Source organism: Chryseobacterium candidae (assembly GCF_004916905.1).
In the GTDB taxonomy this organism is placed as follows: Bacteria; Bacteroidota; Bacteroidia; order Flavobacteriales; family Weeksellaceae; genus Chryseobacterium; species Chryseobacterium candidae.
This window is the reverse complement of sequence record NZ_SDLV01000008.1, coordinates 21,868-48,738: the sequence shown is the minus strand read 5'-3', so window position 1 is coordinate 48,738 and position 26,871 is coordinate 21,868. Positions and strand designations below refer to the sequence as shown.

23 protein-coding genes and 2 tRNA genes are annotated in these 26,871 nt (G+C 36.9%); 12 read left to right on the top strand and 13 right to left on the bottom strand.

Annotated elements, in window-relative coordinates; genetic code table 11:
• Positions 1 to 34 precede the first annotated feature (34 nt).
• The 5 genes from EK417_RS04755 to EK417_RS04735 form a co-directional block, all read right to left on the bottom strand.
• On the bottom strand, positions 35 to 517 hold the full coding sequence (locus EK417_RS04755) for an energy transducer TonB (RefSeq protein ID WP_228457887.1): 483 nt from the start codon (positions 515 to 517) through the stop codon (positions 35 to 37).
• A gap of 139 nt (positions 518 to 656) precedes the next feature.
• Positions 657 to 2,390 (bottom strand): thiamine pyrophosphate-dependent enzyme, encoded by a 1,734-nt coding sequence (locus EK417_RS04750; protein ID WP_136521475.1) that lies wholly within the window; start codon positions 2,388 to 2,390, stop codon positions 657 to 659.
• Positions 2,391 to 2,641: 251 nt separating this feature from the next.
• Positions 2,642 to 3,844 carry a diaminopimelate decarboxylase gene (gene lysA, locus EK417_RS04745; RefSeq protein WP_170872057.1) on the bottom strand — a complete coding sequence of 401 codons (1,203 nt, stop codon included), beginning with the start codon at positions 3,842 to 3,844 and terminating at the stop codon, positions 2,642 to 2,644.
• 260 nt (positions 3,845 to 4,104) lie between these two features.
• Positions 4,105 to 5,328, bottom strand: a complete 1,224-nt coding sequence (locus tag EK417_RS04740; protein ID WP_136521474.1) for a 3'-5' exonuclease — start codon at positions 5,326 to 5,328, stop codon at positions 4,105 to 4,107.
• Positions 5,329 to 5,475: 147 nt separating this feature from the next.
• On the bottom strand, positions 5,476 to 7,002 hold the full coding sequence (locus tag EK417_RS04735) for a helicase HerA-like domain-containing protein (RefSeq protein WP_136521473.1): 1,527 nt from the start codon (positions 7,000 to 7,002) through the stop codon (positions 5,476 to 5,478).
• A gap of 346 nt (positions 7,003 to 7,348) precedes the next feature.
• On the opposite strand from EK417_RS04735, the gene EK417_RS04730 reads away from it, so the two are divergent.
• Genes EK417_RS04730 through EK417_RS04720 form a run of 3 tightly spaced genes read left to right on the top strand, consistent with a single transcriptional unit; the run spans position 7,349 to position 9,453 of the window.
• Positions 7,349 to 8,758, top strand: a complete 1,410-nt coding sequence (locus EK417_RS04730) for an MBL fold metallo-hydrolase (protein WP_136521472.1) — start codon at positions 7,349 to 7,351, stop codon at positions 8,756 to 8,758.
• A gap of 4 nt (positions 8,759 to 8,762) precedes the next feature.
• A complete protein-coding gene (locus tag EK417_RS04725) occupies positions 8,763 to 9,140 on the top strand; it encodes a rhodanese-like domain-containing protein (RefSeq protein ID WP_136521471.1) in 378 nt (125 codons plus the stop codon).
• A gap of 13 nt (positions 9,141 to 9,153) precedes the next feature.
• Positions 9,154 to 9,453 (top strand): thioredoxin family protein, encoded by a 300-nt coding sequence (locus tag EK417_RS04720; protein WP_076595323.1) that lies wholly within the window; start codon positions 9,154 to 9,156, stop codon positions 9,451 to 9,453.
• A 137-nt stretch (positions 9,454 to 9,590) separates the two neighbouring features.
• On the opposite strand, the gene EK417_RS04715 is transcribed toward EK417_RS04720, so the two are convergent.
• Positions 9,591 to 10,343 carry a nitrilase-related carbon-nitrogen hydrolase gene (locus EK417_RS04715; protein ID WP_136521470.1) on the bottom strand — a complete coding sequence of 251 codons (753 nt, stop codon included), beginning with the start codon at positions 10,341 to 10,343 and terminating at the stop codon, positions 9,591 to 9,593.
• A 221-nt stretch (positions 10,344 to 10,564) separates the two neighbouring features.
• Here EK417_RS04715 and EK417_RS04710 point away from each other — a divergent pair, with 221 nt between their 5' ends.
• The 4 genes from EK417_RS04710 (at position 10,565) to EK417_RS04695 (ending at position 16,233) form a co-directional block, all read left to right on the top strand.
• Complete coding sequence (locus EK417_RS04710; protein ID WP_105703900.1) at positions 10,565 to 11,005, top strand: DUF6646 family protein; 441 nt, start codon at positions 10,565 to 10,567, stop codon at positions 11,003 to 11,005.
• Positions 11,006 to 11,111: 106 nt separating this feature from the next.
• The gene (gene rseP, locus EK417_RS04705) at positions 11,112 to 12,602 is read left to right on the top strand and encodes an RIP metalloprotease RseP (RefSeq protein ID WP_136521469.1); all 1,491 of its coding nucleotides are present in this window, start codon (positions 11,112 to 11,114) and stop codon (positions 12,600 to 12,602) included.
• Positions 12,603 to 12,682: 80 nt separating this feature from the next.
• Positions 12,683 to 12,756, top strand: a tRNA-Asn gene (locus EK417_RS04700).
• Positions 12,757 to 13,056: 300 nt separating this feature from the next.
• Complete coding sequence (locus EK417_RS04695; protein ID WP_136521468.1) at positions 13,057 to 16,233, top strand: S41 family peptidase; 3,177 nt, start codon at positions 13,057 to 13,059, stop codon at positions 16,231 to 16,233.
• A gap of 106 nt (positions 16,234 to 16,339) precedes the next feature.
• On the opposite strand, the gene EK417_RS04690 is transcribed toward EK417_RS04695, so the two are convergent.
• The 3 genes from EK417_RS04690 to budA are packed head-to-tail and all read right to left on the bottom strand — an operon-like array spanning position 16,340 to position 18,896.
• Positions 16,340 to 16,642 carry a putative quinol monooxygenase gene (locus EK417_RS04690; RefSeq protein WP_076597836.1) on the bottom strand — a complete coding sequence of 101 codons (303 nt, stop codon included), beginning with the start codon at positions 16,640 to 16,642 and terminating at the stop codon, positions 16,340 to 16,342.
• 47 nt (positions 16,643 to 16,689) lie between these two features.
• A complete protein-coding gene (locus tag EK417_RS04685; protein ID WP_228457886.1) occupies positions 16,690 to 18,102 on the bottom strand; it encodes an L-dopachrome tautomerase-related protein in 1,413 nt (470 codons plus the stop codon).
• A 23-nt stretch (positions 18,103 to 18,125) separates the two neighbouring features.
• Positions 18,126 to 18,896 (bottom strand): acetolactate decarboxylase, encoded by a 771-nt coding sequence (gene budA, locus EK417_RS04680; RefSeq protein WP_136521467.1) that lies wholly within the window; start codon positions 18,894 to 18,896, stop codon positions 18,126 to 18,128.
• 111 nt (positions 18,897 to 19,007) lie between these two features.
• On the opposite strand from budA, the gene EK417_RS04675 reads away from it, so the two are divergent.
• From EK417_RS04675 to EK417_RS04665, 3 genes are all read left to right on the top strand, one after another.
• On the top strand, positions 19,008 to 19,850 hold the full coding sequence (locus tag EK417_RS04675) for an AraC family transcriptional regulator (protein ID WP_136521466.1): 843 nt from the start codon (positions 19,008 to 19,010) through the stop codon (positions 19,848 to 19,850).
• A gap of 146 nt (positions 19,851 to 19,996) precedes the next feature.
• Positions 19,997 to 20,070: transfer RNA gene (locus tag EK417_RS04670), tRNA-Asn, on the top strand.
• A gap of 273 nt (positions 20,071 to 20,343) precedes the next feature.
• Positions 20,344 to 22,875, top strand: coding sequence for a DUF5686 family protein (locus tag EK417_RS04665; protein WP_228457885.1), 2,532 nt, complete (start codon positions 20,344 to 20,346; stop codon positions 22,873 to 22,875).
• 87 nt (positions 22,876 to 22,962) lie between these two features.
• Here the strand turns inward: EK417_RS04665 and EK417_RS20970 are convergent, their stop codons facing one another.
• The 4 genes from EK417_RS20970 to rplU form a co-directional block, all read right to left on the bottom strand.
• The gene (locus EK417_RS20970; protein WP_167498883.1) at positions 22,963 to 23,127 is read right to left on the bottom strand and encodes a bacteriocin-like protein; all 165 of its coding nucleotides are present in this window, start codon (positions 23,125 to 23,127) and stop codon (positions 22,963 to 22,965) included.
• Between the two features lie 204 nt (positions 23,128 to 23,331).
• Positions 23,332 to 23,499, bottom strand: coding sequence for a bacteriocin-like protein (locus EK417_RS20965; RefSeq protein ID WP_168801926.1), 168 nt, complete (start codon positions 23,497 to 23,499; stop codon positions 23,332 to 23,334).
• A 176-nt stretch (positions 23,500 to 23,675) separates the two neighbouring features.
• The gene (gene rpmA, locus EK417_RS04660; protein ID WP_002984034.1) at positions 23,676 to 23,933 is read right to left on the bottom strand and encodes a 50S ribosomal protein L27; all 258 of its coding nucleotides are present in this window, start codon (positions 23,931 to 23,933) and stop codon (positions 23,676 to 23,678) included.
• Positions 23,934 to 23,945: 12 nt separating this feature from the next.
• On the bottom strand, positions 23,946 to 24,524 hold the full coding sequence (gene rplU / locus EK417_RS04655) for a 50S ribosomal protein L21 (protein WP_076597840.1): 579 nt from the start codon (positions 24,522 to 24,524) through the stop codon (positions 23,946 to 23,948).
• A 184-nt stretch (positions 24,525 to 24,708) separates the two neighbouring features.
• Here rplU and EK417_RS04650 point away from each other — a divergent pair, with 184 nt between their 5' ends.
• Positions 24,709 to 25,596: a neutral zinc metallopeptidase gene (locus tag EK417_RS04650; RefSeq protein ID WP_110368459.1), complete on the top strand. Its 888-nt coding sequence runs from the start codon at positions 24,709 to 24,711 to the stop codon at positions 25,594 to 25,596.
• A 146-nt stretch (positions 25,597 to 25,742) separates the two neighbouring features.
• Positions 25,743 to 26,831: an acyltransferase family protein gene (locus EK417_RS04645; RefSeq protein WP_136521464.1), complete on the top strand. Its 1,089-nt coding sequence runs from the start codon at positions 25,743 to 25,745 to the stop codon at positions 26,829 to 26,831.
• Positions 26,832 to 26,871 lie beyond the last annotated feature (40 nt).

Genomic DNA, 26,871 nt, shown 5'->3' with positions numbered 1-26,871 from the left:
TTACTTTAATTTTGAAAAAGAAAACTAATAAATCCTAATCAATATCCACAGCCATTGAAGAGAAGTTAATTTTAACTTTAATCTGTGAGGCTACTGGCTTCCCGTTACAAGACGCCGGAATCCAGTTTTTCTTTATTCTTCTTACGACATACTGCATATCATCAAAAAACACTTCGCTGTTGGCAACTTTAGGCATTCCTTTCACATCTACTACTTTTCCTTTTTCATCAAGCACTAAAGTAAATGTAAAATCTCCCGTCAAAGCATAGAAATCAGAATTCAGATAGGCATACATATATTTATTCAGTATACCTTTATAGGCTGCAACACCTCCTTCATAGGCTGCAGCTTTAAAATCATTACATTTTACAGCCACCTGCATAAAAGGTTCTTTGATCTCTATTTTCAGAACATTTTTATTGCTCTCCCTGATAAAAGAATCATCACGTTCTTCCTGATCCTGTGCAAAGGAAAAATTCACCGCACACAAAGCCAAAAATAAAAGTATTGTTCTCATAATTTTGTTTCCTATATAATAAGCAAAGGTAAATATTTAGCTTCTTTATAAAAAAGAAAAACTTCACACAAAGTATGAAGTTTTAAAGTTTATATATTGTGAATGAGTGGCCAATTTTGAAATCATTGCTCTTTACATCTTACAGCAGACCTTTAATATGTTTATAATTGCTTTTTACCGTTTCAAAAACCTCATCCATTTTACCACCAAGCATCAATTGAGCCATAGATTTGGACATTCCCATGATCTGATCAAATTCAATCTTAGGAGGAAGAGCCAGTGCATTGGGATTGGTGAAAATATTCAGCAGATAAGGTCCATCGTGATCCAGACATTCTTTGATAGCACTTTCCACTTCTTCGGGGAGGTGTACATTTTTCCCGGGATAGCCCATGGCGTGTGCTACCATGGCAAAATCAGGATTAATCATATCTGTTTCATTGTCTGGCATTCCGCCAACTTCCATTTCCAGCTTTACCATTCCAAGGGTTCTGTTGTTGAATACAATCAGTTTCACAGGAAGTTTATACTGAAAGATAGTAGCCATATCTCCTAACAGCATAGATAATCCTCCGTCTCCACATAGAGCAATCACCTGTTTTTCAGGATGAGCCAAAGCAGCTCCGATAGCCATTGGCATTGCATTCGCCATAGATCCGTGGTTAAATGATCCCAGCATTTTTCTTTCGCCTGTTCCTGTAATAAATCTAGCTCCCCAAACACAGCACATTCCTGTATCTACGGTAAAGATAGCGTCATTTTCAGCAAGCTTATCCAAAGTGTGGGCTACATATTCAGGCTGAATAGCATTCTCTTTTCCAAAATCCTTTACATATTCCAGCTGGTTTTCTTTTACTTTATCATAAAACGCCAGCTGTTCATTCAGAAAATGAGCATCCGTTTTTTCTTCTAGTAAAGGAAGCAGCGCTTTAATGGTTTCTTTGATGTCTCCGGAAAGCCCCAGCTCCAGTTTTGCCCTTCTTCCTAATCTTTCAGGACTTTCATCAATCTGTACTATTTTATTCTTTACAGGCATGAATTTCTGATAAGGAAAATCTGTTCCTAAAAGAATGACAAGATCGGCTTCATGCATGGCGTGATAGGCAGAAGGAAATCCCAGTAATCCTGTAAGTCCTACCTCATTGGGATTATTGGGCTGAATAGCCATTTTCCCACGGAATGAATATCCTACAGGTGCCTTTAAGAGCTTTGACAAAGCGACCACCTCATCACGGGCTTCAGCAGCGCCTATCCCGCAGTATAGGGTTACTTTTTTGCTTTTATTCACCAGTTCCGACAAGCTTTTCAGCTCATCATCGGATGGTCTTATAACAGGATTCGTTTTAAAGATTTGGGTGGAAGTAGAGCCTTCTTCAGCATCCAGCTCAGAAACATCTCCCGGCAGACCTATTACCGCAACTCCTTTTTTGGATATAGCATGCTGAATAGCGGTTTGCACGGTTCTCTGTACCTGCTCAGGTCTTGTAATCATTTGATTATAATAGCTGCAGTCATCAAACAGCTTTATCGTATTGGTTTCCTGAAAGTAATCCATTCCCATTTCATCACTTGGGATTGTAGAAGCAATCACCAGCATAGGAACATGAGAGCGATGAGCTTCATATACCCCATTGATCAAATGAACGTGTCCGGGGCCGCAGCTTCCCGCACAAACTGCCAAACCATCAAGCTCAGCTTCTGCAGCGGCGGCATAAGCTCCTACTTCTTCGTGTCTTACATGAATCCATTGGATACTGCTTTTTTTGACGGCAATATTCAGATGATTAAGACTGTCGCCGGTTACTGCATAAATTCTTTTCACATTGGCATTTTCGAGCATTTCAACAATTTGCTCTGCTATGTTTTTAGCCATAATTAGTCTGTTTTGGTGTTGTTTTTTATGAAAAATGAGAATTGTAATGAATGTAAATCCCTACTTCTATCAAATTTAGCTAATAAAGTTGAGACTCCATCCCTAATTCAATGTTAAATACTTTTAAATTAATTTTATTTTTTTTCTATTGAAACCTCACAGGTTTTGAAAACCCGTGAGGTTTCGTTCTCCTGTAAAACAAAAAAACAGCCGCCCAAAAAGGCAGCTGTTTATATAATATGCTTCGGATTTTACATCACTATTTCAATCTGATTTCTCAAAAGGTCTTCAAACTCGTCTCTTTTACGGATCAAATGAGCTTTTCCGTCTAAGAATAATACTTCAGCAGGCTTTAATCTTGAATTGAAGTTGGAACTCATCTCGAAACCGTAAGCTCCTGCGTTATGGAAGGCAAGAATATCTCCTTCTCTTACTTCATTCAGTTTTCTGTCCCATGCAAATGTATCTGTTTCGCAGATGTTTCCTACTACCGTATAAATCCTTTCTGCTCCTTTTGGATTGGACAGGTTTTCAATCATATGGTAAGAATCGTAGAACATAGGGCGGATCAGGTGATTAAATCCGGAATTCACTCCAACAAAAACAGTTGCTGTCGTCTGCTTGATCACATTGGCTTTCACTAGTAAATATCCGCTTTTTCCCACTAGGAATTTTCCAGGCTCAAACCATAATTCGAATTTTTTTCCTGTAGATTTTGAAAATTCAGAAATTACTTTTTCCACTTTTTTTCCTAATGTTTTCACATCAGTTTCTTCTTCACTATCCTGGTAAGGGATTTTGAATCCGCTTCCCATATCCAGATATTTCAGATTCGGGAAATGCTCAGAAAGCTCCAGCATGATCTCCAAAGCCTGAAGGAATACATCCGGATCTTTAATTTCACTTCCTGTATGCATGTGAAGCCCTTCAACATTAAGGTTGGTACTTTTCATCACTCTTTCAATGTGACGAACCTGGTGAATGGAAATCCCGAATTTACTATCGATATGTCCTGTTGAAATCTTATAGTTACCGCCGGCAAAAATATGCGGGTTGATTCTTACTAAAATCGGATAAGTATTTCCGTACTTATTCCCGAATTGCTCAAGAATAGAAATGTTATCAATGTTAATATGAACTCCGAAAGTCATTGCTTCTTCTATTTCGGCAAGGTCAACACAGTTGGGGGTAAATAATATCTTTTCTTTCGAAAAACCTGCCTTTAAGCCCAGCTTAACTTCGTTAATAGATACACAATCCAAAGAGGCACCCAGATTCTTTACATACTTAAGAATATTGATATTCGTTAAAGCCTTCGCTGCGTAGAAGAACTTAGTATGTTTTAAAAATGAAGAAGTCAGTTTTTCGTATTGAATTTTGATGGATTCAGCATCATAAACATACACTGGTGTACCAAACTCATTGGCAATCTTTAATAATTCTTTTGAATTCATAATTTCATTTTAACATAAAAAAAGGCAGATTCTTATAAAAAAGAGCCTGCCACATTGATTATTTTTTATGCAAGACAACTCTTTTAAATATTCCAAACCTTAGAGAACTTCACAGCTCCCTTTTTTCCAGTTTTATTTTGTTTAAAATTTTGCATTGCTTCTATTTATTTTTTGCAAAAATACTATTTATTTTCTATTTCAAGAAACTTGATTTGAATGCATCCTATTCAGAATACAATCTGTAAAGTGTAGACACTCTATTACTTCGGTAGTGGCAATGTTTCAAAATCCCCACGAAGCAGAGCCAGCTGCAATTCGTTATTCAAATCTGTGGAAGATAGTGAAAGATCAATTTTCAACTTAGCCAGTTTACTCAGCGTCTGAATCTGCGTAAACAGTTCATAGAAACCAAAGGACATCACTTTCCCGTTTTCTATGATTAAAAATAACTTTTCTCCTAATTTCCTTCCTGGTCCCAGCCAAAGCTCATTCCTTTTTCTGAATTCAATTTTCTGTTTCAATACAGAAAAATCTTTAAATTCTTCCTGAGAACCTATGAACTGAACAGCTTTTGTTCCCTGAGTAAATGATCTGAATTTCAAGACCGGCTTCTCAGTTTTATTGAGTGTATTTTTCTCAACCAGATATTTTTTGTTTCGGAAATACAGCCCAAAAGGCAAAACCTCTTTCTTTTTAATATTCTTGGAATTCAGAATCAGCTTGGCAATAATGTCTGTTCCGGTAAGTTCAAAATTAATCTGCTCAACATCTTTCTGAATCTGTTCCCATTTTTTTGATTTGGAATTGAAAACCTTTTTGGAAAACTTATTGATATCCTGAACATAATCAGAGAACATGATACGCCCGGCTTCATCCTGAAAGTACACAAATCCTTTATCATTAGGAAGGTCCTGGGTAAGTTCTTTGATCTTATTGATATACGTTTTTGCATTAGACTCATCGTGCTGTTTCTGAATGATCTCATTTTCGGTATCTTTTGAAATCAGAAGTTTGAAAAGTTCTAATGTAGCTCTCGCATCACCCTCTGCCCTGTGATGGTTAGTCAAAGGAATACCCAATGATTTCACCAGTTTTCCCAACGAATAACTTACCTCATCAGGAATCAGCTTTTTTGCTAACGGAATTGTATCTAAAGTGTTGATTTTAAAATCATAACCAAGCCTTTTGAATGACTGGCGAAGCATCCTGTAATCAAAATCAATATTATGGCCTACCAAGGTCGTATTTTGAGTAATTTCGATCACTCTTTTGGCAATTTCATGAAATTTCGGAGCAGTTTTGACCATTTTTGGGGTAATACTGGTCAGCTTTTGTACAAAAGGGGTAATATCACCTTCAGGGTTTACCAGAGATATAAACTGGTCTGTAATTTTCTGACCGTCATATCTGTAGATGGCGATATCTATAATGCATTCATTTCTATAACCTGCACCATTACTTTCTATATCTATAATTGAATACATTGAATGTGTGTTAACTGCTGTTTTGTCATTTATATGTAAAACCGATCTTATTCCCCAATAAAATCCGGTTCTATTTTTACTGTTAGTAAAGATAACCTGCTAAAATAACAAAAAATATGTCAAAATACAGCAAGTTAGCTTTCAAAATTATCTTCTTCTGCCTCCCAGACCGAACATGCCGAGAATGGCTTTTGCTCCTTCTCTCATTAATGTGGAGGTAAAAGTACGGCCTGCTTTACTCTGTAATACCTGCTCAAACATACCAGGTTCTTCCTTCACCGGCCTTGTCTTTTGTGTAGGTGCCGGATTTTGAGCAGCCTGTTCCATTCTGCTGGTAAGCATTTCGTATGCAGATTCTCTATCTAATGCCTGCTCATATTTTGCTACAAGTGCTGATTTTGAAGTCAGATCAGAGATTTCTGTTTCACTCAGAACATCCATCCTCGATTCCGGAGAGATCAGGTAAGTATGTACTAATGGTGTTGGTATGCCTTTCTCATCCAAAGCCGTCACAAATGCTTCTCCAATTCCCAGATTCTGGATCAGGCTGGAAGCATCGTAATATTCTGTGGTAGGATAATTTTCAACCGCTTTGGTAATTTCTTTTTTATCTTTTGCCGTAAAGCCTCTCAGCGCATGCTGTATCTTCAGTCCTAACTGAGAAAGTACATTTTCAGGAACATCCCCAGGAATCTGAGTAATAAAATAAATTCCTACTCCTTTGGAACGGATTAATTTTACCATTGTTTCGATCTGTGAAAGAAGGGCTTTGGAAGCTTCATTGAAAATCAGATGAGCCTCGTCTATAAACAGGACTAGTTTTGGTTTCCCACTGTCTCCTTCTTCCGGAAAAGTCATATAAATTTCAGCAAAAAGTGAAAGCATAAACGTCGAAAAAAGCTGTGGCTTATTCTGAATATCTGCTACTCTAAGAATATTCACTACTCCTTTTCCATCCCTTGTTTCTAATAAATCATGAACATCAAAGCTTAATTCTCCGAAAAACCCTGCCGCTCCCTGCTGCTCCAGAGCAACAATAGATCTTAAAATAGCACCGAGAGATGCTGATGCAATGGATCCGTAATTGGCTGCCAGTTCTGCTTTTCCCTGTGCATTATCCGTTACATATTGCAGCACTTTTTTCAGATCGTTAAGATCGATCAAGGGAAGTCCTTTATCATCACAGTATTTGAAGACAATAGACATGATGCTTTGCTGCGTATCATTCAATTCAAGGATTTTGCTTAATAAAACTGGTCCGAATTCTGTAACAGTAGCTCTTAATTTCACTCCTTTTCCTCCGGAAATGCTCATTAATTCTACAGGAAAGCCTTGAGGATTATAAGGAAGCTGGGTCTTGGCATATCTTTCCTCAATGATAGGATTTATTTGACCCCCTTCTGCAATTCCGGAGAAGTCTCCTTTAATATCAAGAACCAGAGATGGAATTCCTGCATGAGAAAGCTGTTCTGCAAAGACCTGTAATGTTTTTGTCTTACCGGTTCCGGTAGCTCCGGCGATAAGACCGTGGCGGTTAATTGTTTTCAGTGGAATGGTTACATTTACTTCTGTGACCACTTCACCATCCAACATTCCTTTTCCTAATATTATATGTTCTCCTTTCGGAGTGTATCTAGCGTTGAGTTCTTCAACAAATTGTGTTTTGTCTGCCATTTGATCGCTTTTTTAACTTATAAATATAAAATTTTTTGTAAAATATGTAAAGATATTTTCTGAAGAACTTCTTTCTATTCCTTTTGATAATAAATTTGTCCTTAGATCATCAAATTTTAAACCACGATTACTGTTTTTTAATATGAGGAAGATCATAAGAATTTAACATGATATAAAACAGCATTTGCCATTATCTGTATGTAAGGCATTCTTTTTGCTCAAAAAAAACAAAACATACTAAACATGCGTTTAACAAAGTATTGAAAGAAACTATCAATGGGATTTAACATTTCATTTAGAATCTATCTAATACTTCGTATCTTTAACTCATTAAAAAAAGACTCCAATGAAAATTGAACAAATATATACGGGCTGTCTGGCTCAGGGCGCCTATTATATTGTATCAGAGAATGAAGCAATAATTATTGATCCTTTAAGAGAAGTAAAACCTTACCTGGATCGTATCGAAAAAGACAATGTCACTTTAAAATATATTTTTGAAACTCACTTCCATGCGGATTTCGTATCAGGACATTTGGACTTAAGCAAGAAGACAGGTGCTCCCATTGTATACGGACCTACTGCTGCTCCGGAATTTGATGCCATTATCGCTGAAGACAATCAGATTTTTGAGATCGGGAAAGTGAAGATAAAGGTAATGCACACTCCGGGACACACCATGGAAAGCAGCACTTACCTTTTAATAGACGAAAATGGTGTTGAAACTGCTATTTTTACAGGTGACACACTGTTTCTTGGAGATGTGGGAAGACCGGATCTTGCACAGAAGGCAACCAACCTTACCCAGGAAGATCTTGCGGGGATTCTGTATGACAGTCTTCAGAGTAAAATCATGCCATTGGATGACAGCATTACTGTTTATCCGGCTCACGGAGCTGGATCTGCGTGTGGAAAAAACATGCAGAAGGAAACCGTTGATATTCTGGGAAACCAGAAGAAGACCAATTACGCTCTTAATCAACCGGATAAAGAATCTTTCATCAGAGAAGTTCTTGATGGTTTAACAGCTCCACCAAAATATTTCGGAATGAATGTTGCGTTAAACAAAGGCGGCTATGAAAGCCTTGATGTTGTAATGAACAAAGGCTTACAGCCCATTGCACCGGAAGACTTTGAAGCACTGGCAGAAGAATCAGGGGCATTAATTTTAGATACAAGAGGACCAGCGGATTTCCACAAAGGATTTGTTCCCAACTCTATCAATATAGGACTGAAAGGAGATTTCGCACCATGGGTAGGAACTCTTATCGTAGATGTAAAGCACCCTTTATTATTAGTTACTGATGAGGGCACCGAAGAGGAGGTTATCACCCGGCTAAGCAGAGTAGGCTTTGACAATGTGATTGGATACCTGAAGGGAAGTTTCGAGGCATGGAAAAACGCTGGAAAGGAGACGGATGAGATCAAAAGAATAACTCCGACTGAATTTGCGGAGCAATTTACAGAAGAAGCTACCATAATTGATGTAAGAAAACTGACTGAATATTCTGCAGAGCATATTGACAATGCTTATAACAAGCCACTGGACGCTATCAGTGACTGGGCACATACCATTGATGATTCTGATCATTTCTTCCTTCACTGTGCCGGCGGATACAGAAGCATGATTGCAGCAAGCATCCTTAACTCACACGGAATCAGGAATTTTACTGAAATAGAAGGTGGTTTTAACGGAATCAAAAAAACGGAAAAGCTCCCAACTACAGATTTTGTATGCCAATCTAAGACCCTGTAAGATCATGAAAATTCAGTTTTCCGGATTACTTTTAGCATTAGCTTTTATGCTAAGCAGCTGTAAGACATCACCTGCGACAGCAATCCCTACAACCAGTATTAAAGAAGTAGTCAACAGTTCTGATGTAACACTGGTAGATGTCAGGATTCCGGAGCAGTACGCAGCAGGAACAGCGAAAAATGCCATTAACATTCCATTGGCAGAGATTCAAAACAACATAGAAACTCTAAAAGGTAAAAAAGTTGTTGTGTTTTGCAATAAAGGAATTCAGGCAGATCAGGCGATGGAAGTTCTGAAGAAAAATGGTGTAGAAGCTTATGATGGTACAACCTGGAAAAATGTAAAGGCAATCCAGGACGAAACAAACAAAAAAGCAAACTAATAAACCCCCAATTATGTCACAAAAATTTCAGGAAATCATTGATTCCGAAAGACCTGTATTGATTGATTTTTTCGCAACATGGTGCCAGCCCTGCAAAGTTCAGTCTTCGGTATTAAATACGGTAAAGGAAAATATAGGCGAAGGAGCCAGGATTATAAAGGTAGATGTAGATCAATATCCCGCACTGGCAGCTCAATATGGAGTGCGTGGAGTACCTACACTGGCAATTTTCAAAAAAGGAGAAATGCTATGGAAGGAAAGTGGTGTTCATGATGTGAATACCCTTACACAACTTTTACAACAATATGCTTAAAACTGTGATTTTTCACAGTTTTTTTGTTTTGGTTTAAAAGTCCCACAAATCGCACGGATTTTCAGAGATGTTTATACTTATTTTCTTTATATAGAAATTAAAAATCTGTGAAGATCTGCGAAATCTGTGGGAAAATCCTAAAATTTAATAGAAAAAGGATCTCTATCATTCAGAAACTGGAAATGGCTTCTGAAATCTTTCAGTTCCTCCATATTCAATTCTGCGTTTACGAGATTACCTTGTTTTTGAGAAATTTCTTTTCCGTCAGCAAAGAAACAGTGAGAACTTTCCTGATAAAAAAGATTATTTCCATCTGTCCCGATTCTGTTTAAGCCAAATACAAAAGATAAATTTTCAATAGCTCTGGCTTTCAACAGATGCTCCCATGCTCCCACCCTTTTCTCAGGCCAGTTGGCAACATATAAAACAGCATCATAGTCATCATTATTTCTTGCAAAAACAGGAAAACGCAGATCATAGCAGATCTGAAGCAGGAATCTTATCCCTTGATATTCAACTATCACCCTTTCTTTCCCAGGTGTATACACTTTATCTTCTCCTGAAAAGGAAAACAAGTGTCTTTTATCGTAGAAAGCTGTTTCACCATCCGGCCTTATAAAGAACATTCTGTTGTAGAACTTACCGTTTTGTTCTACCGGCGCACTCCCGCAGAATGCTGCATTTTTCTCTTTTGAGATCTTTTTCAAAAATTCCAGTGATTCATTATTCCTGTCCGATACTTCGGAAGCATCCATACAGAAACCTGTTGAAAACATTTCAGGGAGAAGAAACAGATCTGCCTCTACATTTTGCAGTTCGTTTTCTATGAGTTTAAAATTCTCAGTTTTATTTTTCCAGATGATATCTAAATTTAGCCCTACAACTTTCATCTTTTTTCTTTTTTAAATTATTCCAAATGTGATGATAAAAATACAGCTTTTATCTTTACAAAAGGAGAATTAAATAGCTCAAAGGCTAGTTTCTCCCCCGAAAAAAGAGCCATATTTCTTAATAATTTATTAAAGTCTCCCATTTTTATAATACAGATATTCTTTCGGTTTCATTTTTGATAGAAATATTTTTTATTACTATCCTTAAAAATTAGAAATTTATGAAGAAATTGTTTTTTATGGTGACGATCTTCTTTTTTGGTGCTATGGCCAATGCTCAGGCCTGGACAGGAAAAGGAGATCAGAAAATACAACTGGGGCTGAGTGCCTGGGGATATGGAACCGGAGTAACGGGAACTTATGACTATGGACTCAATCAACTTATTTCAGTAGGAGCTGGAATTAACGGCTACTTTGACAATTATAAAAACAACGATAAGGATAATCGTGTTTTTGTGTTCGGAAGACTGAACTTCCACTTGCAGGAAGCTTTAAATCTACCTTCAAAATGGGATATTTACCCTGGAGTAGACCTTGGAGTTCTTGGGAAAGACTTTGGAGTAGGCGCTCACATTGGAGCCCGCTATTTCTTTACAGAGAAAATAGGCGTATTCGCAGAAGTAGGTAATAATGGCAGCCTTGGAGTTTCTTTCAATTTATAATCAAATCGTCTTTAAATATGACAAAGCTTCTCGTTTCGGGGAGCTTTTTTATTTGGCATAGTTTTGATAATTGTTACCTTTGCAAATTAAAATCTAAAATTTATTAATGGAAATAGCAATCAAACTTTTTCAGTTCATTCTGAGCATCTCTATACTTGTCCTTCTTCATGAGCTTGGGCATTTTTTACCAGCAATATGGTTCAAGACCAGAGCAGAGAAGTTTTTTCTGTTTTTTGATCCTTACTTTTCCATATTCTCCATGAAGAAAATCAACGGGAAATGGCAGTACAAGTTTTTATCCAAGAACCTGCCGGATTCTGAAGTAATAGAGGTGAACGGAAAGAAGGAAGAAGTTCCTATCGATATATCAAAACTTCCTGACAACGACTGGAGAAAACATCCTGAACAAACTAAATACGGTATAGGATGGCTTCCTTTTGGAGGATACGTGAAAATTGCAGGAATGGTGGACGAAAGTATGGACACTGCCCAAATGAAAAAACCGGCAGAACCATGGGAGTTCAGATCAAAACCGGCCTGGCAGAGACTGATCATTATGTTAGGAGGGGTTACGGTAAACTTTTTCCTTGCATGGTTAATCTACAGCTGTCTGTCTTTCTTCAACGGAGAAACGTATACAGATATTACAAAATTCAACAATGGTATTGAAGCCACTTCGGCAGGGAAGAAAATGGGATTCCAGAATGGTGACAAAATCATCAGTGTAGACGGAAAACCTGCAGAAAGACTTGAAAATACTTCAATCAATATTCTTTTAGGAGATCATGTTACTGTAAACAGAAACGGGCAGGAAGTTACCTTCCCTGTAAATGCAGATGGTGTAGCAGATGTTCTTAAACAGAGAGAAGCTAAGCTATACATTACTCCAAGAGTTTCTATGATTATTGATTCATTAGCTACTCCTTCTTCCCAGACATCTGGTCTTGCGAAAGGAGATAAAATTGTGGGAATCAATGGTAAGAAAGCAGCATTCTTTGATGAAGTAAGCACTCTTTTAAGTGAAAATAAAGGTAAAACAGTTTCTGTAGACGTAGAAAGAAACGGAGCTCTACAGACCTTACCAGCAGTTTCTGTTGATAAAAACGGAAAACTGGGTATCGCAATTGACACGAAAAGTATCGCAAAAGATATTGTAACGAATAAAAAATATTCCTTCGGAGAGGCTATTCCAAGAGGATTTACAAGAACTATTGAAGCACTAACCACTCAGGTTAAGCAGTTCAAAATTATGTTCAACTCTAAAGTTCAGGGTTATAAGAACGTTGGAGGTCCTATTGCTATCGTAAAAAATATGCCTGTAGATAAAGATGCAGACGGAAGCTTTAAAATCAACTGGGTTGCTTTCTGGAGCTTTACAGCCATGTTCTCTATTTGGTTGGCATTCCTGAACCTTATTCCGATTCCGGGACTTGATGGTGGGCACGTTTTATTTACTTTATATGAAATGATTGTAGGAAAACCAGTTCCGCAAAAGGTTCTAGAAAACGCACAGATGATTGGAGTGATCTTCCTGTTAGGATTGATGTTACTGATCTTCGGAAGCGACATCTTCAAGGTATTTACAGGGAAATTATAATTTTTTAAAATTTTTTCTTAAAAATATTTGTAGGGTATAAATATTCGTCCTATATTTGCACCACTTAAAACAAAGGACATTCCTCCTTAGCTCAGTTGGTTAGAGCATCTGACTGTTAATCAGAGGGTCGCTGGTTCGAGCCCAGCAGGAGGAGCAAAAAGACTTACATTTCTGTAAGTCTTTTTTTGTGCTTTAATGTGAGCAATTTCATGGCAATGAGCTCAGAAATACAGATATTTGTATTTTATCTTAAGTTTTTATGAAGTATTGATCTGATTTATTGAATATCATCCACCCTTTCAGGCACTTTTCATGTAACGATTTCCTTAATCATCCGACTATTCTTTTTTAAAGTAATCGATATTGAGAAAATTCTTACCAAATGAATACTTCTCTACAAAGACTAAAAATAATAAAACCAATATATAGTATTGTATAAATATCCAATTGTACCATGAAGAAAACTATTATTTCGTTATTAACAGCATTTTCTATTATAGGAATCTCGGCGCAGGAAAAGTCTTATTTTTTATCAAGTCCATCATTGAGTCCTGATGGAAAAACTGCTTACTTTGCTTACGATGGTGATATCTGGAAAGCAGATTCCAATGGAGGAAATGCTTCAAGAATTACTGCCCTGGACGGAGAAGAAATCAATCCACGTCTTTCTCCGGATGGGAAATGGCTGGCATTCAGTTCTAATCAATATGGAAATTATGATGTCTATGTAATGCCTGCAGGAGGAGGAACAATCAAGCAGTTAACCTTCCATACTGGAAGAGACGAAATGGAAAGCTGGGCATGGGACAGTAAAACGATTTATTTTACTTCCAGCAGAAATAATAATTTCGGAAGTTTTAAAACTACAATTGAAGGAAAAACACCTCAAAAGCTTTTCAATAATTATTTCAACAACACCAATGGCCTTGTAGAAACGCCTGCAGGAGAATATCTTTTCACAAGCTCTTCAGAAAGCGCTCATCAGGTACAGCGTAAGCGCTATAAAGGAGAAAACAATCCTGATATTCTGGGATATAACCCCAAAAGCAATTCTTTCAAACAGTACACCAACTACGAAGGAAAAGATTTTAATCCAAGTGTAGATAAAAATGGGATAATTTATTTCATTTCTGATGAGAATAATGGAGAATACAATCTTTATAAACTCGAAAATGGTCAAAAGACTGCTTTAACGCAATTTGACACTTCTATTAAAAAGCCGTTTGTTTCAGCAGACGGATCGAAAGTTATTTTTGAAAAGGACTATCAGCTTTACACTTATGATGTGGCTTCGAAAAGCACCACTCCTCTCAATATCAATCTGAATACCAATAAAACACTGGAAAAAGCACAGAATTTCAATGTGGAAAACAATATTTCCTATTATGATGTATCTCCGGATGGTAAAAAAATGGCGTTCATAAGCCGTGGCATTATATTCGTTTCAGATATTGAAGGAAAATTTGCACAACAGGTTTCTGATGGAAAAGAACGTGCAATGGAAGTAAAATGGCTGAAAGACAACCGCACTTTGCTTTACAGCCAAACGTATAACGGTTATCAAAACTGGTTTACTATTCAGGCAGACGGAAAAGGCCAGCCAAAGCAATTAACAGAAGATTCAAGAAATAACCGCAGCATTACGCTGAATGACGATCTTTCAAAAGCAGTTTATTTAAGCGGAAGAGACGAAGTAAGATTATTGGATTTAAAAAGTTTTACATCTACAACCATTGTAAAGGATGAAATCTGGGCATTCCAAAATTCAAGACCGTCTTTTTCACCTAATAACGAATATGTATTATTTTCTGCAAAAAGAAATTTCGAACTTGATATTTTTATCTATAATATTAAAAAGGGACAGACCCTAAACCTTACCAATACTGGTGTTTCAGAGGAAGATCCTGTATGGTCACCCAATGGTAAATATATTTATTTTGCCAGCGACAGGACCAATCCGTCTTACCCTTTAGGCCTGCAGAAATCTAACATTTACCGTATGGCTTTAGATTGGTTTGACGAACCTTTTAAATCCGAAAAATTCGACAATCTCTTCACTGAAGAAAAGAAGGAAGAAAAATCTTCTGATAAAGAAAAAGATAAGAAGGACAAAAAGGAAGACGACAAGGATAAAGAGAAAAAGGAAGAAAAAGAACCGGTTATCAAAGAATTGAAAGTTAATCCTGATGATACTCTGGACAGAATTGAGCTGGTTACCGACCGGTATGGATATCAGGATGACCCTGCTGTTTTCGCTGATGATAAAAAAGAGATTCTATTATTCAATTCTAATCAGGATAATGGAAAAAGACAGCTGTTCAAAAAGGTATTCACAGATTTTGAGCCTGCCAAATCTGAAAAAGTCTTCGATAAAGCAGCGTATTATTTAACTAAAAATGAGAAAAACCTGTTTGCCCTGATTGAAGGCAATATTTACAAAACAACTATTGCGGCATTGAAGCCTGAAAAGATAAATATCCAATACAGTTTTGATAAAGACCTGGCATCAGAATTTACTCAGATGTATGCTGAAGCATGGACGGGCGTGGAGGAAAACTTCTATGACGAAAAATTTCATGGTATCGACTGGAAAGCTAAAAAAGTGCAGTATGCAAAGTATCTTCCGTATGTTCATAACAGAAATGATCTTCGAATTTTATTGAATGATCTTTTAGGGGAACTTAATTCTTCGCACACCGGATTTTCCTCTACAGGAAAAGAAGAGGCTGTGTATCTGAATTATTTCACCAATGAAACCGGAATTATCTTCAAAAAAGATCAGCCTTACACCGTAGAAAGCATTGTGAGAAAATCCCCGGCTTACCGTTCAGGAGTTGATATCAAACCAGGAGACCAATTGACCTCTGTAAACGGAAAAAAGATTGATCTGAACGAAAATATCGAAACCTATTTTACAAGCCCTAAAAAACAGGATGAACTGGTTCTTACTTTCAACCGTGATGGTAAAACGGTAATAACCAAAGTACATACGATTTCTAACGGAGAATTAAAAGGATTGCTTTACGACGACTGGATCTACAATAATCATCAGCGTGTAGACAAGCTGAGCAATAACCGCATTGCCTACTCCTGCATGAAAAATATGTCTACTGATGAGCTGGACAGGTTCCTTCTGGATATGGTAGAACAAGAGAACAGAAAAGATGCTGTTATTCTTGATTTACGCTATAACACAGGCGGAAATGTTCATGATAAGGTATTGAATTTCCTTTCTCAGAGACCTTATCTTCAATGGAAATACCGTGAAGGAAAGATTACAACCCAACCCAACTTTGCACCATCCGGAAAGCCTATTGTCCTTTTGATTAACGAAGCTTCACTAAGTGACGCTGAAATGACCGCAGCCGGCTTCAAAGCACTAAAGCTGGGTAAAATTATCGGCCAGGATACTTATCGATGGATTATTTTCACTTCAGCCAAAGGATTGGTAGACGGGTCTTCTTACAGACTTCCTTCATGGGGAACTTACACATTAGACGGACAGAACCTTGAGAAAACAGGAGTGAAACCTGATATTTATGTTAAAAACACGTTCATGGACCGTCTTCAGAACAATGATCCACAGCTGGAAAGAGCTGTTCAGGAAATACTTAAAGATTTAAAGAAATAAAATTTCGGAAGTATAAAAATTAAAAAGATCTGCATTTCTGTAGATCTTTTTGTTTAATATTAAAACCTGTAATTGATTAAAGACAGTTTTTATAATGACAACTATTTTACCCGCCTGAAATTCTTTCCAGTTCAATCAGCTGTATTGGTTCGCTCATCCATTCATGCATCTGTCCCGCGAAGTTTTTAAAATGCTCTGTCTGGGTATGAAATTCAAAAGCTTTGTCATCTTTAAAGGCTTCCCACATATAGAAAGTTCCGGGGGATTTTTTATCTTCAAAAAGAATATAATAAATACAGCCGGCTTCATTTCGGGTAGGATCTATGAGCTGCAGCAAAGCATTTTTCAATTCTTCTCTTTTCTCCGGTTTAGACTTCAGTACTGCTACTGACTTAAATTCTTTGTTCATTGCGTTAGATATTTTTATGTGATGGATGTTGATAAGAAATTTTAAGGCTATAGTTTCACCCGATATATAAAATAAGGAGGTTTTCCGGCATCCGGCTGTCCGGAAAAGGCGGTTGTTGTATGAAGCTGGTTCACTGAAATATACAGATAACCATCATCTGTGACTGCAATATTATCTGGCCATTGTAGCTTAGGATCTTTAATCAACCCGGTAAGTTTCCCATTTTTATCAAGCTTACTTATACCATGACCTCCAAGGTTTGTAATATAATGATTCCCTTGTTTATCTGTAGCTACACCATCACTCACTGGTTTTTCTCCAAATTTCTTAATGGAATTCCCTATTGTATTATCATCTTTATTTTCTCTGAAAAGTCTGGCTGGAATTTCATACCATGCCGTCCCGTTCATAGAGCCAAAAAATAATGTTTCCCTGTCATCTGATAGGGTAATAGGATTAACCCCCACACGCGATGGTTTTCCACCAAAATCAATGACTTTTCCATCAATAATCATATCTACATCCTCTGTCTGTAAAGCCGGATGCCCACTAAATCTTCTGGCTTTTTTCGTTTTTAAATTCAGAGCAATAATCCCCGGGTTGGCAATATCAGCAAGGTAGACCCAGCCATTCTTTTCATCTATCGCAACATCCTGAATGAAGCTCCCTTTCGGCGCAATATCGGCCGGCAGCTCTATCTTTTCTGCCACTTTGTTCTTTTTAAGATCAAAACACCACAGACGCGTCTTACCGAGACCCAATCCCATATCAATCATCCAAAGGCGGTTTTCTTTATCTGTGATGACTCCAAGCGGAGTATCGAATTGATTATCATTAGGCTGCTGACCATTTTTCTGGAATTCGGGAGATGGAAAAGGCTTTGCCTTGCCATTAATAATTTCGACTAATTGTTGTTTAGGGTCTGATAAAGGATGCATCGTTGCAAATACCCTCCCGTTATGGCTTACCGCAACATTTCCCGGTCTGGTATCATTAAACTGTGCAACAATTTCAAGTTCTTTCCCTTCTTTTGAAAGATAAGATGCCGATCCCTCTACCCAGTCTTTACGTACCGGAGTAAAGAAATCCAGATCTTCAGTACCGTCTTCAAGGCAGAAAAACTCATGTGTAATACCTGCAGGTATCACCAGCACACCGCCGGCCTTCACAATATATTCTTTACCATTCATGAGTACTTTTACACTCCCTTTAGTGATGTACGTCACCTGTTCGTTCGGATGGTTATGAGGAGCAACATGAGCATCTTTATCCATTTTCCAGAAAGCAAATGTACTTTCTGTACCAGATACCCATTTGCGCTTTAGCCCTTTGTCTACCTGCTCCCAGATTCCTTTATTAAAATCCGTCTGAAGCACTTTCTGTTGTGCCTGAACTGAATTGAAAAAAAACATAAATGCCATTGAAGGCAGAGACAATAATCTTTTGTTTTTTATTTGCATATCAAATAGTTATATACTTATTATTAATATTGAGCACTTGGCTCTGAAGATTTCCATTGACGCCGATAACCGTCATTACTTTTGCCGGGCAAAATAAGCTCATAAGCATTTTTTTCATCAAGCTGTACGGTAATTTTTGCAGAGTCGAAAGTGCCTTCCATTAAGTGACCACCAACTCGCTTATCTTCAGATAAAAAGTGGAAATGAAACGGAGAGAGATCCAAACCACCAATATAAGAGGGGTTATAAAATCCTGTAAGCGTTCCTTTTATATTCTGTTTTTTATACAGCGGACGGGTTTTCATCAAAACAGCAATCCCCGTTGTATCTTTTTCATGAACTTTTTCTGCTCCGCCTAATGTCACATTCATGAAAGTGGTCTCTATTTTTACAGCATAAAAACGATTGGAAGACGGAAGGACCTCCAACAGTTTCTTCATCAGCATATCTGTTGTCTGAATATTCTCCAGCGTAATAAGATGATCTTTTTTAAAAAAGGTAAATGATCCGAAAGGAACCAGCCTTTTATTATCCGCAATTTCAACTGAGCCATCTGAAGCAATCCTATAAACATTTCCATCCAATGCAATGAGTTCACCATCAAGAAGATTATAAGTTCCCAAGCCGAAGTCTCCTTTCTTTTTAAGATCTTGTACCGTAAGATCTCCGGTATATACCCCATTTCTCATAGCATCCATAGAAGAATAATGGAAAATTTTGTCTACAGGCTGCTGAGCTTTCAGAAAAGCAAACAATGCCGTTACTACTATTGTATTGAATAATTTTTTAATCATATTCTATAATTCCAAAATTGAATAGAGCAAAATTATACTGATAATTAGCAAATTACCTGTATAAAACCTCCTTATTTTTGTATAATTTTGCCTACTCGTAAAATAACACTCATGAACAGAGAAGTCTTATATGAACCTTATAGCATTCATTTTGAAACGCTGGAAACATTCCCTGACAAGGAAAGCAGAAAGAATTTTTTTGAGCTCGTCTTTATTTTATCGGGAACAGGCCAGCACTGTATTAACAAGCACAGCTTTGCCTATTCGGATAATCATATGTTTCTTCTGACACCACAGGATTGCAGCCAGTTCTGGATTGATACCACAACGCGGTTTTTCTTCCTGAGATTCAGTAATATTTATTTGAAAAATGATAAGATTTCGAAAGAAAATATCAAACGTCTGGAATTTATTCTTGAAAATGCCAACCACAAACCGGGATGTATTTTAAAAAACCAGACGGACAAAACACTGGTAAGACCTATCGTAGAAGCTCTGATTCGGGAAGCCGTGAATAAAGATGTGTACCACAGTGACATAACCACACAACTCATTAATACACTTATCGTTATCGTTGCCCGCAATATTGCGAAATATCTGCCTCAGAAGATAGATGAATCTTCTGAATCAAGAATCATTAGTATTCTGAATTATATCCAGGCCAATATCTATGAACCTGAAAAAATACGAACTGAAAATATCTGTAAAGAGTTCGGATTTTCTGAAAATTATTTAGGTAAATACTTTAAAAAACATAGTGGTGAAACCCTGCAGTCTTATGTGAATAATTATAAAACGACATTAATAGAGCACCGTTTAAAACACAGCAGCAACAGAATTTCAGAGATTGCTGATGAACTGGGATTCACGGATGAGAGCCATCTTAATAAATTTTTCAAAACACAACGTGGGAAAAGCCCCAAAGCCTACAGGCAGGAAAATATGAAATCATGAATAATCTCCTGCTCATCACCAAAAATATTTAAAATTTAATTTATTGAAAAATAAACCAATAGCTTTTTTCGTTCAATATTCAAGAATAAAAACTTGCTTGGTACGGATATTCCTATTATATTTGCACCACTTAAAACAAAGGAAATTCCTCCTTAGCTCAGTTGGTTAGAGCATCTGACTGTTAATCAGAGGGTCGCTGGTTCGAGCCCAGCAGGAGGAGCAAAAAAGACTTACAAAATGTAAGTCTTTTTCTTTTATAAACCCTTCATAACAGCAGCAAAATATTTCTAAAAAGCAGGAACTCAACCTTTCTTTTAATTCCCTGATTATTATATTTTAAGCATTACAATTTCCCAATTAATTTTTAACCCATACATATATTATTTTCGCTATTTTTGTCGTTTTATAGGATAGAATAAAAATATTTTATTTTTTTACCTGTTTTTAAATAAACTGCATGCTTTTTGTTTATGCTAATTGCCTGAAGAAACGAATGATGTTAAACAATAACTCCCCAAAACACTATTTTTTATTATTTTTCCTGATTCTCACCAGTTCAGTATGTGCTCAAAACAAAGCCAGCGGTAAGGTGGTTGACGAAAAGAACAATAAAGAGCTGAATAAAGTTGATATTTTTATCAACAATGATAAAACACCTTCCCTGACGACAACTTCAGGCAGTTTCATCATTCAGTCTGATAGCATTATTCATCAGTTAAGATTTTCCAGAAAAAATTATACCACAGAAACCCTTGATATTACCCCTGAAAATGCTGAAAATATTTTTGTACAGCTTTCGCAGGCTAAGGTGAGTGACATTCAGGAGATTGTTCTTAAAAGCGGTAAAACAAAATACAAAAACAAGAAAGAAAATCCGGCTTATGCCATTATGCAGAAAGTATGGGCGCAAAAAAGAAATAACGGGCTGGAAAAATTCGATACTTATTCATATAAAGAATACGAAAAAACACAGTTTGATCTGAACAATCTTGACAGTGCCTTCATGAAGAAAAAGATTTTCAATAAACTGGATTTCATTTTCAGTTATGCTGATTCTACTGCGAGTGGAAGGCTTGGCCTTCCTATCTTCCTGAATGAAGCAGTTTATGAAAATTATGGCAGGAACAAACCAGATAAGGACAGCAAAAGAACTCTGGTTGCCCAAAAGACTTCTGGGTTTCAGGACAATCAGGTGATAACAGTTTCAGCTAAAAACCTGTATCGTGATATTAATATTTACGATAATACCCTTAATTATTTCGACATTGGTTTCCAGAGTCCCGTGGGAACAGATGGTTTCGGCACCTATGACTACAGTCTTATGGATACCATTACAATTCGTGGTGAAAAAGCATTCCAGATAAGATACCAGCCGAAGAGAAAAGATATCCTTGCATTTCAGGGAAACCTTTATATTGATACAGATACTTATGCCGTTTTAGGCGCAACATTGAAATCAACACAGAAAATCAATGTTAACTTTGTCAACAGTGTCTATACCCAAGTGGAATACGATAATCCAGATGATGCTACATTTCTTCCCAAAAAACTGGTGACCGAATTTGAAATGAGTCCTTTTTCAAAAAAGAAAGGAGCAAAAAGTATCATCGCCAAGAGATCGGTAGATTATTCCGATTATCAGTTCAACAAACCTCTTGACCCCAAAGTATTTAAGCGTACCGAAGAAGAATACGAAGATAAATTTACCAATAAAGATGATGCTTACTGGACAAAAGTCAGACCTGACACTTTATCCAAAGCAGAACAGGGAATTTACAATATGCTTGACCAGCTTCAGCAGACACCCAAATTCAATCGGATGGTAAAACTTTTTGAAACCCTGGGATCACGTCATTATAATGCATTTAAAGGCATTGATATAGGTCCTATATTCTCGATTTACGGAAGAAATGAAGTAGAAGGAGACCGGATAAGATTAGGGGCAAGAACCTATTTTGGATTGAATGATACCTGGAGAGCTCAGTTTTACACGGCATATGGATTTAAAGATCAGCAGATTAAGTATGGAGTAGAGGCAAGATACATGTTCAATAAGCTTAACCGTTTTATGATTGGTGCAGGAACCAGCAGAGATATTGTTCAGCTTGGAGGACAGCTTACATCCGGTGATGGTGTGACGCCACAGTCCTCATCTACCAGTACCTTTTTTGCAAGAGGAGAAAATATTTCCTTAAGTTCTGTAAACAAAACAAGCGTTTTTGCAGCTATTGAACCATGGAAGAACTTCCAGATCAGAGTAGATGGAGTGATGCAGAGTATTAAGTCTGCTATTCCTGAGAAATTCAATCTGATGTATTATAAAGACGGACAGTTGAGACAAACAGTTAATGACTCTCACGTTACCATCAGTTTAATTGCCAAACCTGGTGCAAAATTCTCACAAACCGGTATTGACCGTTACCAAGCCAGAAACTTAGCTCCAACTATCGTTTTAAGATACACAAGAGGTATTGAAGGATTATTCAATGCTGACTTCAATTATGACAAGCTTCAATTCATGCTTTATAAGCCATTTTTAATTGGAAGTATGGGGAAACTAGTTGTCAATTTCGAAGCAGGAAAGAACTTCAGCACAGTTCCACTGGCACTACAGAATATTATTCCTGCCAACCTTTCATATGGTTTGGTACCGAATACATTCTCCCAGCTTAATTATTACGAATTTGTTACTGATGCCTATACTACACTTCAGCTGGAGCATCATTTTAATGGTAAGATCCTTTCTTACATTCCTTTGATTAAAAAATTGAAACTGAGAGAAGTTGCATTTATCAGAGGAGCTTACGGAACATTAAGCGATGCTTCCAAAGCAATCAACGTAGAAGGATTTAAATACTCTGCACCAAGCGAACATATCTATTATGAATACGGATTCGGAATTGAAAATATAGGAATCGGAAATCTTAGAATCTTCAGAGTAGATTTCAACTGGAGAGGAAATTATCTTGACAGACCGGATATCTCAAAGTTCGGTGTTAAAGCAGGTTTTCAGGTAGGATTCTAAATAAAATAATACATTAAAAACAGTTTCGGCGGCATCTTCGATGCCGCCGAAACTGTTTTTAAAGCTTTACAACAAAGTCGGAGATGATCAAAAGCACTCACAGCCTTCTACATCAAGAAGACAACGCATTTTCTGCTCCTTTGTCAATCCGCACCATACACTACATGATGTAATTGGTTTCGCCGGACACCATACTTCTCCTCCGTTAATACTTCTCAGGCTGGCTTTTGTTAATTTTCTTAAATTTTTCATGATTGTTTAGTTTTATGTGTGGCCTACTCTCTTTGCTTTACGGCTTCCGCAATGATTTATTTATTTGATTACTGACAAATATATCAATATTTCACAGCAATGAGATATTATTTAATTTTTTAATATTTAAAAAAGCTGAACCTTTAATAGTGTTCAGCTCTGTTTTGTATCTTAAAGAATAATACAATCTATAGCTGCACTATCTTATTCAAAGCAATCTATGCATGGCTGAGAAAGCATACAGTGTGATTTCTGCCATGGAGACCATCTGCACCATTCATCACAAGACTGGAACATAGAAGGACATTCTGATGCTACACCTCCTGTTACCTCTTTTAGACTCTTTCTGCTCAATTTTCTTACATTTTTCATAGATATTTTGTTTTAATATTTGCCTACTCTTTATGCTTTTCGGCTTTCGCAATTGACTCAAAGCTGGCCAGTTGGCAAATATAAAATATTTCACGAATAAAAGAATAGTATGAAAACCGGTAAATAAAAAAACCTCAGTAAAAACTGAGGTTTTAATTTTTATAAAAACGCCTAAATTATGCGTTTGGCTCTACAGATACGAAAGATCTGTTGTTTGCTTTCTTTCTGAAAACTACTTTACCATCTACTAATGCAAACAAAGTGTGATCTTTACCGATTCCCACGTTATCACCTGGGTGGTGCTGAGTACCTCTTTGTCTAACAATAATATTTCCGGCAATAGCTTCTTGTCCTCCGAAAATCTTCACACCTAATCTTTTAGAGTGAGACTCTCTACCGTTCTTGGAACTACCGACTCCTTTCTTGTGTGCCATTTTATTACTGGATTATTTATTAAGTGCTTTAAATTGATCGATATTCTTAATGATAGCAGCATCTACTTCTTCATGAGTAAGAATATTCTTTTCTAATTCCACTTTAACTGCTTTACCTAAAGTAATTAAAGTTTCTCTGTTCTCTTTAGACTGAGACAAATTGTTTTTCTTTAAGTGATAGTTCAATTCATGATCTTCACCAAAGTTAACAGTTGCGTTGTCTGAAAGAACTTCACCTTTCACAGTTTCTTTTTTAGCAGCAGCTTTTTTAGCTCCTCCTTCAAAACCTGTAATCCCAGTGATTACGATTTGAGTTAAAGATTGTCTGTGACCGTTTTTCACTTTGTAACCTTTTCTTCTTTTCTTTTTGAAAACGATTACTTTATCAGCTTTAACGTGGTCAAGGATCTCTGCTTCTACAGTGATTCCGTTTACAGCTGGGGCGCCTACAGTGATTGCACCGTTTACAGTAAGAAGAACTTTATCGAAAGAAACTTTTCCTCCTTTATCTCCTTTTAAACGGTTTACAAACAACTTCTGGTCTTGCTCAACTTTGTATTGAAGCCCTGCTATTTCTACAATTGCAAACATTGTTTATAAATTTTTAGTTATTTCGAGGTGCAAATATACATATAAATTTCTAAATAGCTTACAATCAAAGCAATGTTTTTTTTAATAAAATTCTGTTCACTATGTTTTGAATAATTTTTTCCAATAATGTACTCACACTTAAGAGATAATTTCATAACTTCGTTATACCAAATTGATATTAAATATGAAAAGAAACTTTAATCTCTGCTTACTAGCAGGTGCCATTGCTGTTACTTCTTTAACAGCATGCCGTGATGACCAAATGGACAACAATGTTCAACCCGAACAAGAGGTACTGACTGCAAAACCCGACCAACCGGGATCTACTGAAAAAGGCTGCTCTTATGTAGACAACAACTGGAGCTCCAATTCAGTTTTACTGACCGGACTTCAAAACTCCACAGACACCAATTTTATGAACGGTCAAATGACTAAAATTGCAAGCATGTGGGGAAGAAGCAACCCTACCCTACGTTTTGTGAATGATCCATCCAATTTCAATTCAACGTACAATGCCATTTCTTATTCTACAGGAAAGATCTATTATGGCTATGCTATCTATTATGATGCAAAATCAAAAGGTGGCGACATTGTAAACGCAATGATCCTTGCACATGAATACGGCCATCAGTTACAATACATCTTCAACCTTCCATCTGTATCAGAATCAACGTACAGACCGAATGAGCTTGAAGCAGATGGTTTTGCAGGATATTATCTGAGAAGACCTAACGGGTACAATAAAACCAGCTTCCCGGAAATTGCAGCAGCCTATGAATTTGCTCAAAGTATCGGTGATTATCAGACAACCAATGTCAACCATCACGGAACACCTGCACAAAGAAGATCTGCAGTTCGTTTAGGATTCCTTTTAGGCCAGTATAACCTTAATGCTTCGAATTTCGATTACAACTTCTTCTATTACTATCAGGGAGTATTAAATGGCACTTACAAGATGGCTAAGAATACCGTAAATCCTGAAATTGATGCCTACATGAGCCAATATATAGATGAGCTGAAAAAAATTCAGACAGGAGAAATTTCTGCGGAAGAATTTAAACATCTTCAATAAACAAGAACATTCATTTTTAGCATATTTAAGAAAGGAGGCGGACAGTATGTTCCGCCCCTTTTTGCTTTCAAAGCTTTTTATACTCAAACAAATCAATTTGTTTGTATTTTTGAAAAATAATAAAAAGAACTTCCAACCCATCTATAATGAACAGAGATCTATATATTGATTTCGCCAAAGGACTGGCAACACTTTCCATCATTTTTATCCATACCGCTTTCTGGTCCGGACAATTTTATATTCCCGCAGAAGTAAGAGTCTTTTCGCTGGTTTTTGATGTGGCTCTTTTTTATGCACTAAGCGGCATCACTTCAGGAGCCAATATTGAAAAAACTTTGTACCGGCTTCTGAAGCTCCAGATTACCTATATGATTTTTGTAACCTTCCTGTTCTTTTCAGATTACTTCTTTAAAGTTTTCGGACTGAGTTTCTTTTCGATGGAATGGCTGCAGAATTTTTATTCCACATTTGGATCAAAATACGCCACAACCGGCATTTCAGCACATCCTCAATGGGAAAATCTTGGAAACTGGTATCTCCATCAGTATACTAACGCTGATACTTTTCCGGTGGTAATGGGAAGCTTCTGGTATCTTAAAGTATATTATGTACTTACCGTTTTGGGAGTACTTATTTTAAGGTTCTTCCCGAAACATGTCAATTGGTTTATCGGGCTGTGTATTACCTTAACCTTATTATTCAATATCTTCCCGGGATATTATCCGACAGGACAAGTGGGTTATGTTGCTTTCTACCTTGCTGTTTTTTTAACGGGGCATAAAATGCAGGGAAAAAAAATTCCTGCAAAAGTAATTCCTGTATTGTATGCAATTGTAGGAGCAGCCATAGTATGGCTGTTCTGGTATTATGGGACCGATATTTTTTATAAAATTAATAAAAATAAATTCCCGCCGAAAATCCCTTATATCATCTGGGCATTATTCTCTCTGGTAACCTTATTTGCACTTTATAACCGACTGAAAATCACAAAAGAAAACTTCATCACCTATATCGGAAAGAATGCCATCTTCTTCTATTTTGCACAGGGAATAAGTTCTTCGTTAGTTTATTTCCTGGTGGTTCCGTTAAAAGAAAATATTCCATGGTGGCTTTTAATGCTCATTATTTATGGAATTAATATCATTTTAGCCTTCCTCATTTCGGCAGGACTGAAAAAAATGGATACATGGGGCTGGAATATTCTGGAATTCTTAAGAAGAAAGACCGCAGCTTAAGACTTTAATGATCAAATTGAAATAAAGTCACATTTCTTAC

What these genes read in the sequence shown, in the direction of transcription:
- EK417_RS04755 (WP_228457887.1), bottom strand. Translation starts at nt 517, where the DNA reads ATGAGAACAATACTTTTATTTTTGGCTTTGTGTGCGGTGAATTTTTCC.
- EK417_RS04750 (WP_136521475.1), bottom strand. Translation starts at nt 2,390, where the DNA reads ATGGCTAAAAACATAGCAGAGCAAATTGTTGAAATGCTCGAAAATGCC.
- lysA (WP_170872057.1), bottom strand. Translation starts at nt 3,844, where the DNA reads ATGAATTCAAAAGAATTATTAAAGATTGCCAATGAGTTTGGTACACCA.
- EK417_RS04740 (WP_136521474.1), bottom strand. Translation starts at nt 5,328, where the DNA reads ATGTATTCAATTATAGATATAGAAAGTAATGGTGCAGGTTATAGAAAT.
- EK417_RS04735 (WP_136521473.1), bottom strand. Translation starts at nt 7,002, where the DNA reads ATGGCAGACAAAACACAATTTGTTGAAGAACTCAACGCTAGATACACT.
- EK417_RS04730 (WP_136521472.1), top strand. Translation starts at nt 7,349, where the DNA reads ATGAAAATTGAACAAATATATACGGGCTGTCTGGCTCAGGGCGCCTAT.
- EK417_RS04725 (WP_136521471.1), top strand. Translation starts at nt 8,763, where the DNA reads ATGAAAATTCAGTTTTCCGGATTACTTTTAGCATTAGCTTTTATGCTA.
- EK417_RS04720 (WP_076595323.1), top strand. Translation starts at nt 9,154, where the DNA reads ATGTCACAAAAATTTCAGGAAATCATTGATTCCGAAAGACCTGTATTG.
- EK417_RS04715 (WP_136521470.1), bottom strand. Translation starts at nt 10,343, where the DNA reads ATGAAAGTTGTAGGGCTAAATTTAGATATCATCTGGAAAAATAAAACT.
- EK417_RS04710 (WP_105703900.1), top strand. Translation starts at nt 10,565, where the DNA reads ATGAAGAAATTGTTTTTTATGGTGACGATCTTCTTTTTTGGTGCTATG.
- rseP (WP_136521469.1), top strand. Translation starts at nt 11,112, where the DNA reads ATGGAAATAGCAATCAAACTTTTTCAGTTCATTCTGAGCATCTCTATA.
- EK417_RS04695 (WP_136521468.1), top strand. Translation starts at nt 13,057, where the DNA reads ATGAAGAAAACTATTATTTCGTTATTAACAGCATTTTCTATTATAGGA.
- EK417_RS04690 (WP_076597836.1), bottom strand. Translation starts at nt 16,642, where the DNA reads ATGAACAAAGAATTTAAGTCAGTAGCAGTACTGAAGTCTAAACCGGAG.
- EK417_RS04685 (WP_228457886.1), bottom strand. Translation starts at nt 18,102, where the DNA reads ATGCAAATAAAAAACAAAAGATTATTGTCTCTGCCTTCAATGGCATTT.
- budA (WP_136521467.1), bottom strand. Translation starts at nt 18,896, where the DNA reads ATGATTAAAAAATTATTCAATACAATAGTAGTAACGGCATTGTTTGCT.
- EK417_RS04675 (WP_136521466.1), top strand. Translation starts at nt 19,008, where the DNA reads ATGAACAGAGAAGTCTTATATGAACCTTATAGCATTCATTTTGAAACG.
- EK417_RS04665 (WP_228457885.1), top strand. Translation starts at nt 20,344, where the DNA reads ATGATGTTAAACAATAACTCCCCAAAACACTATTTTTTATTATTTTTC.
- EK417_RS20970 (WP_167498883.1), bottom strand. Translation starts at nt 23,127, where the DNA reads ATGAAAAATTTAAGAAAATTAACAAAAGCCAGCCTGAGAAGTATTAAC.
- EK417_RS20965 (WP_168801926.1), bottom strand. Translation starts at nt 23,499, where the DNA reads ATGAAAAATGTAAGAAAATTGAGCAGAAAGAGTCTAAAAGAGGTAACA.
- rpmA (WP_002984034.1), bottom strand. Translation starts at nt 23,933, where the DNA reads ATGGCACACAAGAAAGGAGTCGGTAGTTCCAAGAACGGTAGAGAGTCT.
- rplU (WP_076597840.1), bottom strand. Translation starts at nt 24,524, where the DNA reads ATGTTTGCAATTGTAGAAATAGCAGGGCTTCAATACAAAGTTGAGCAA.
- EK417_RS04650 (WP_110368459.1), top strand. Translation starts at nt 24,709, where the DNA reads ATGAAAAGAAACTTTAATCTCTGCTTACTAGCAGGTGCCATTGCTGTT.
- EK417_RS04645 (WP_136521464.1), top strand. Translation starts at nt 25,743, where the DNA reads ATGAACAGAGATCTATATATTGATTTCGCCAAAGGACTGGCAACACTT.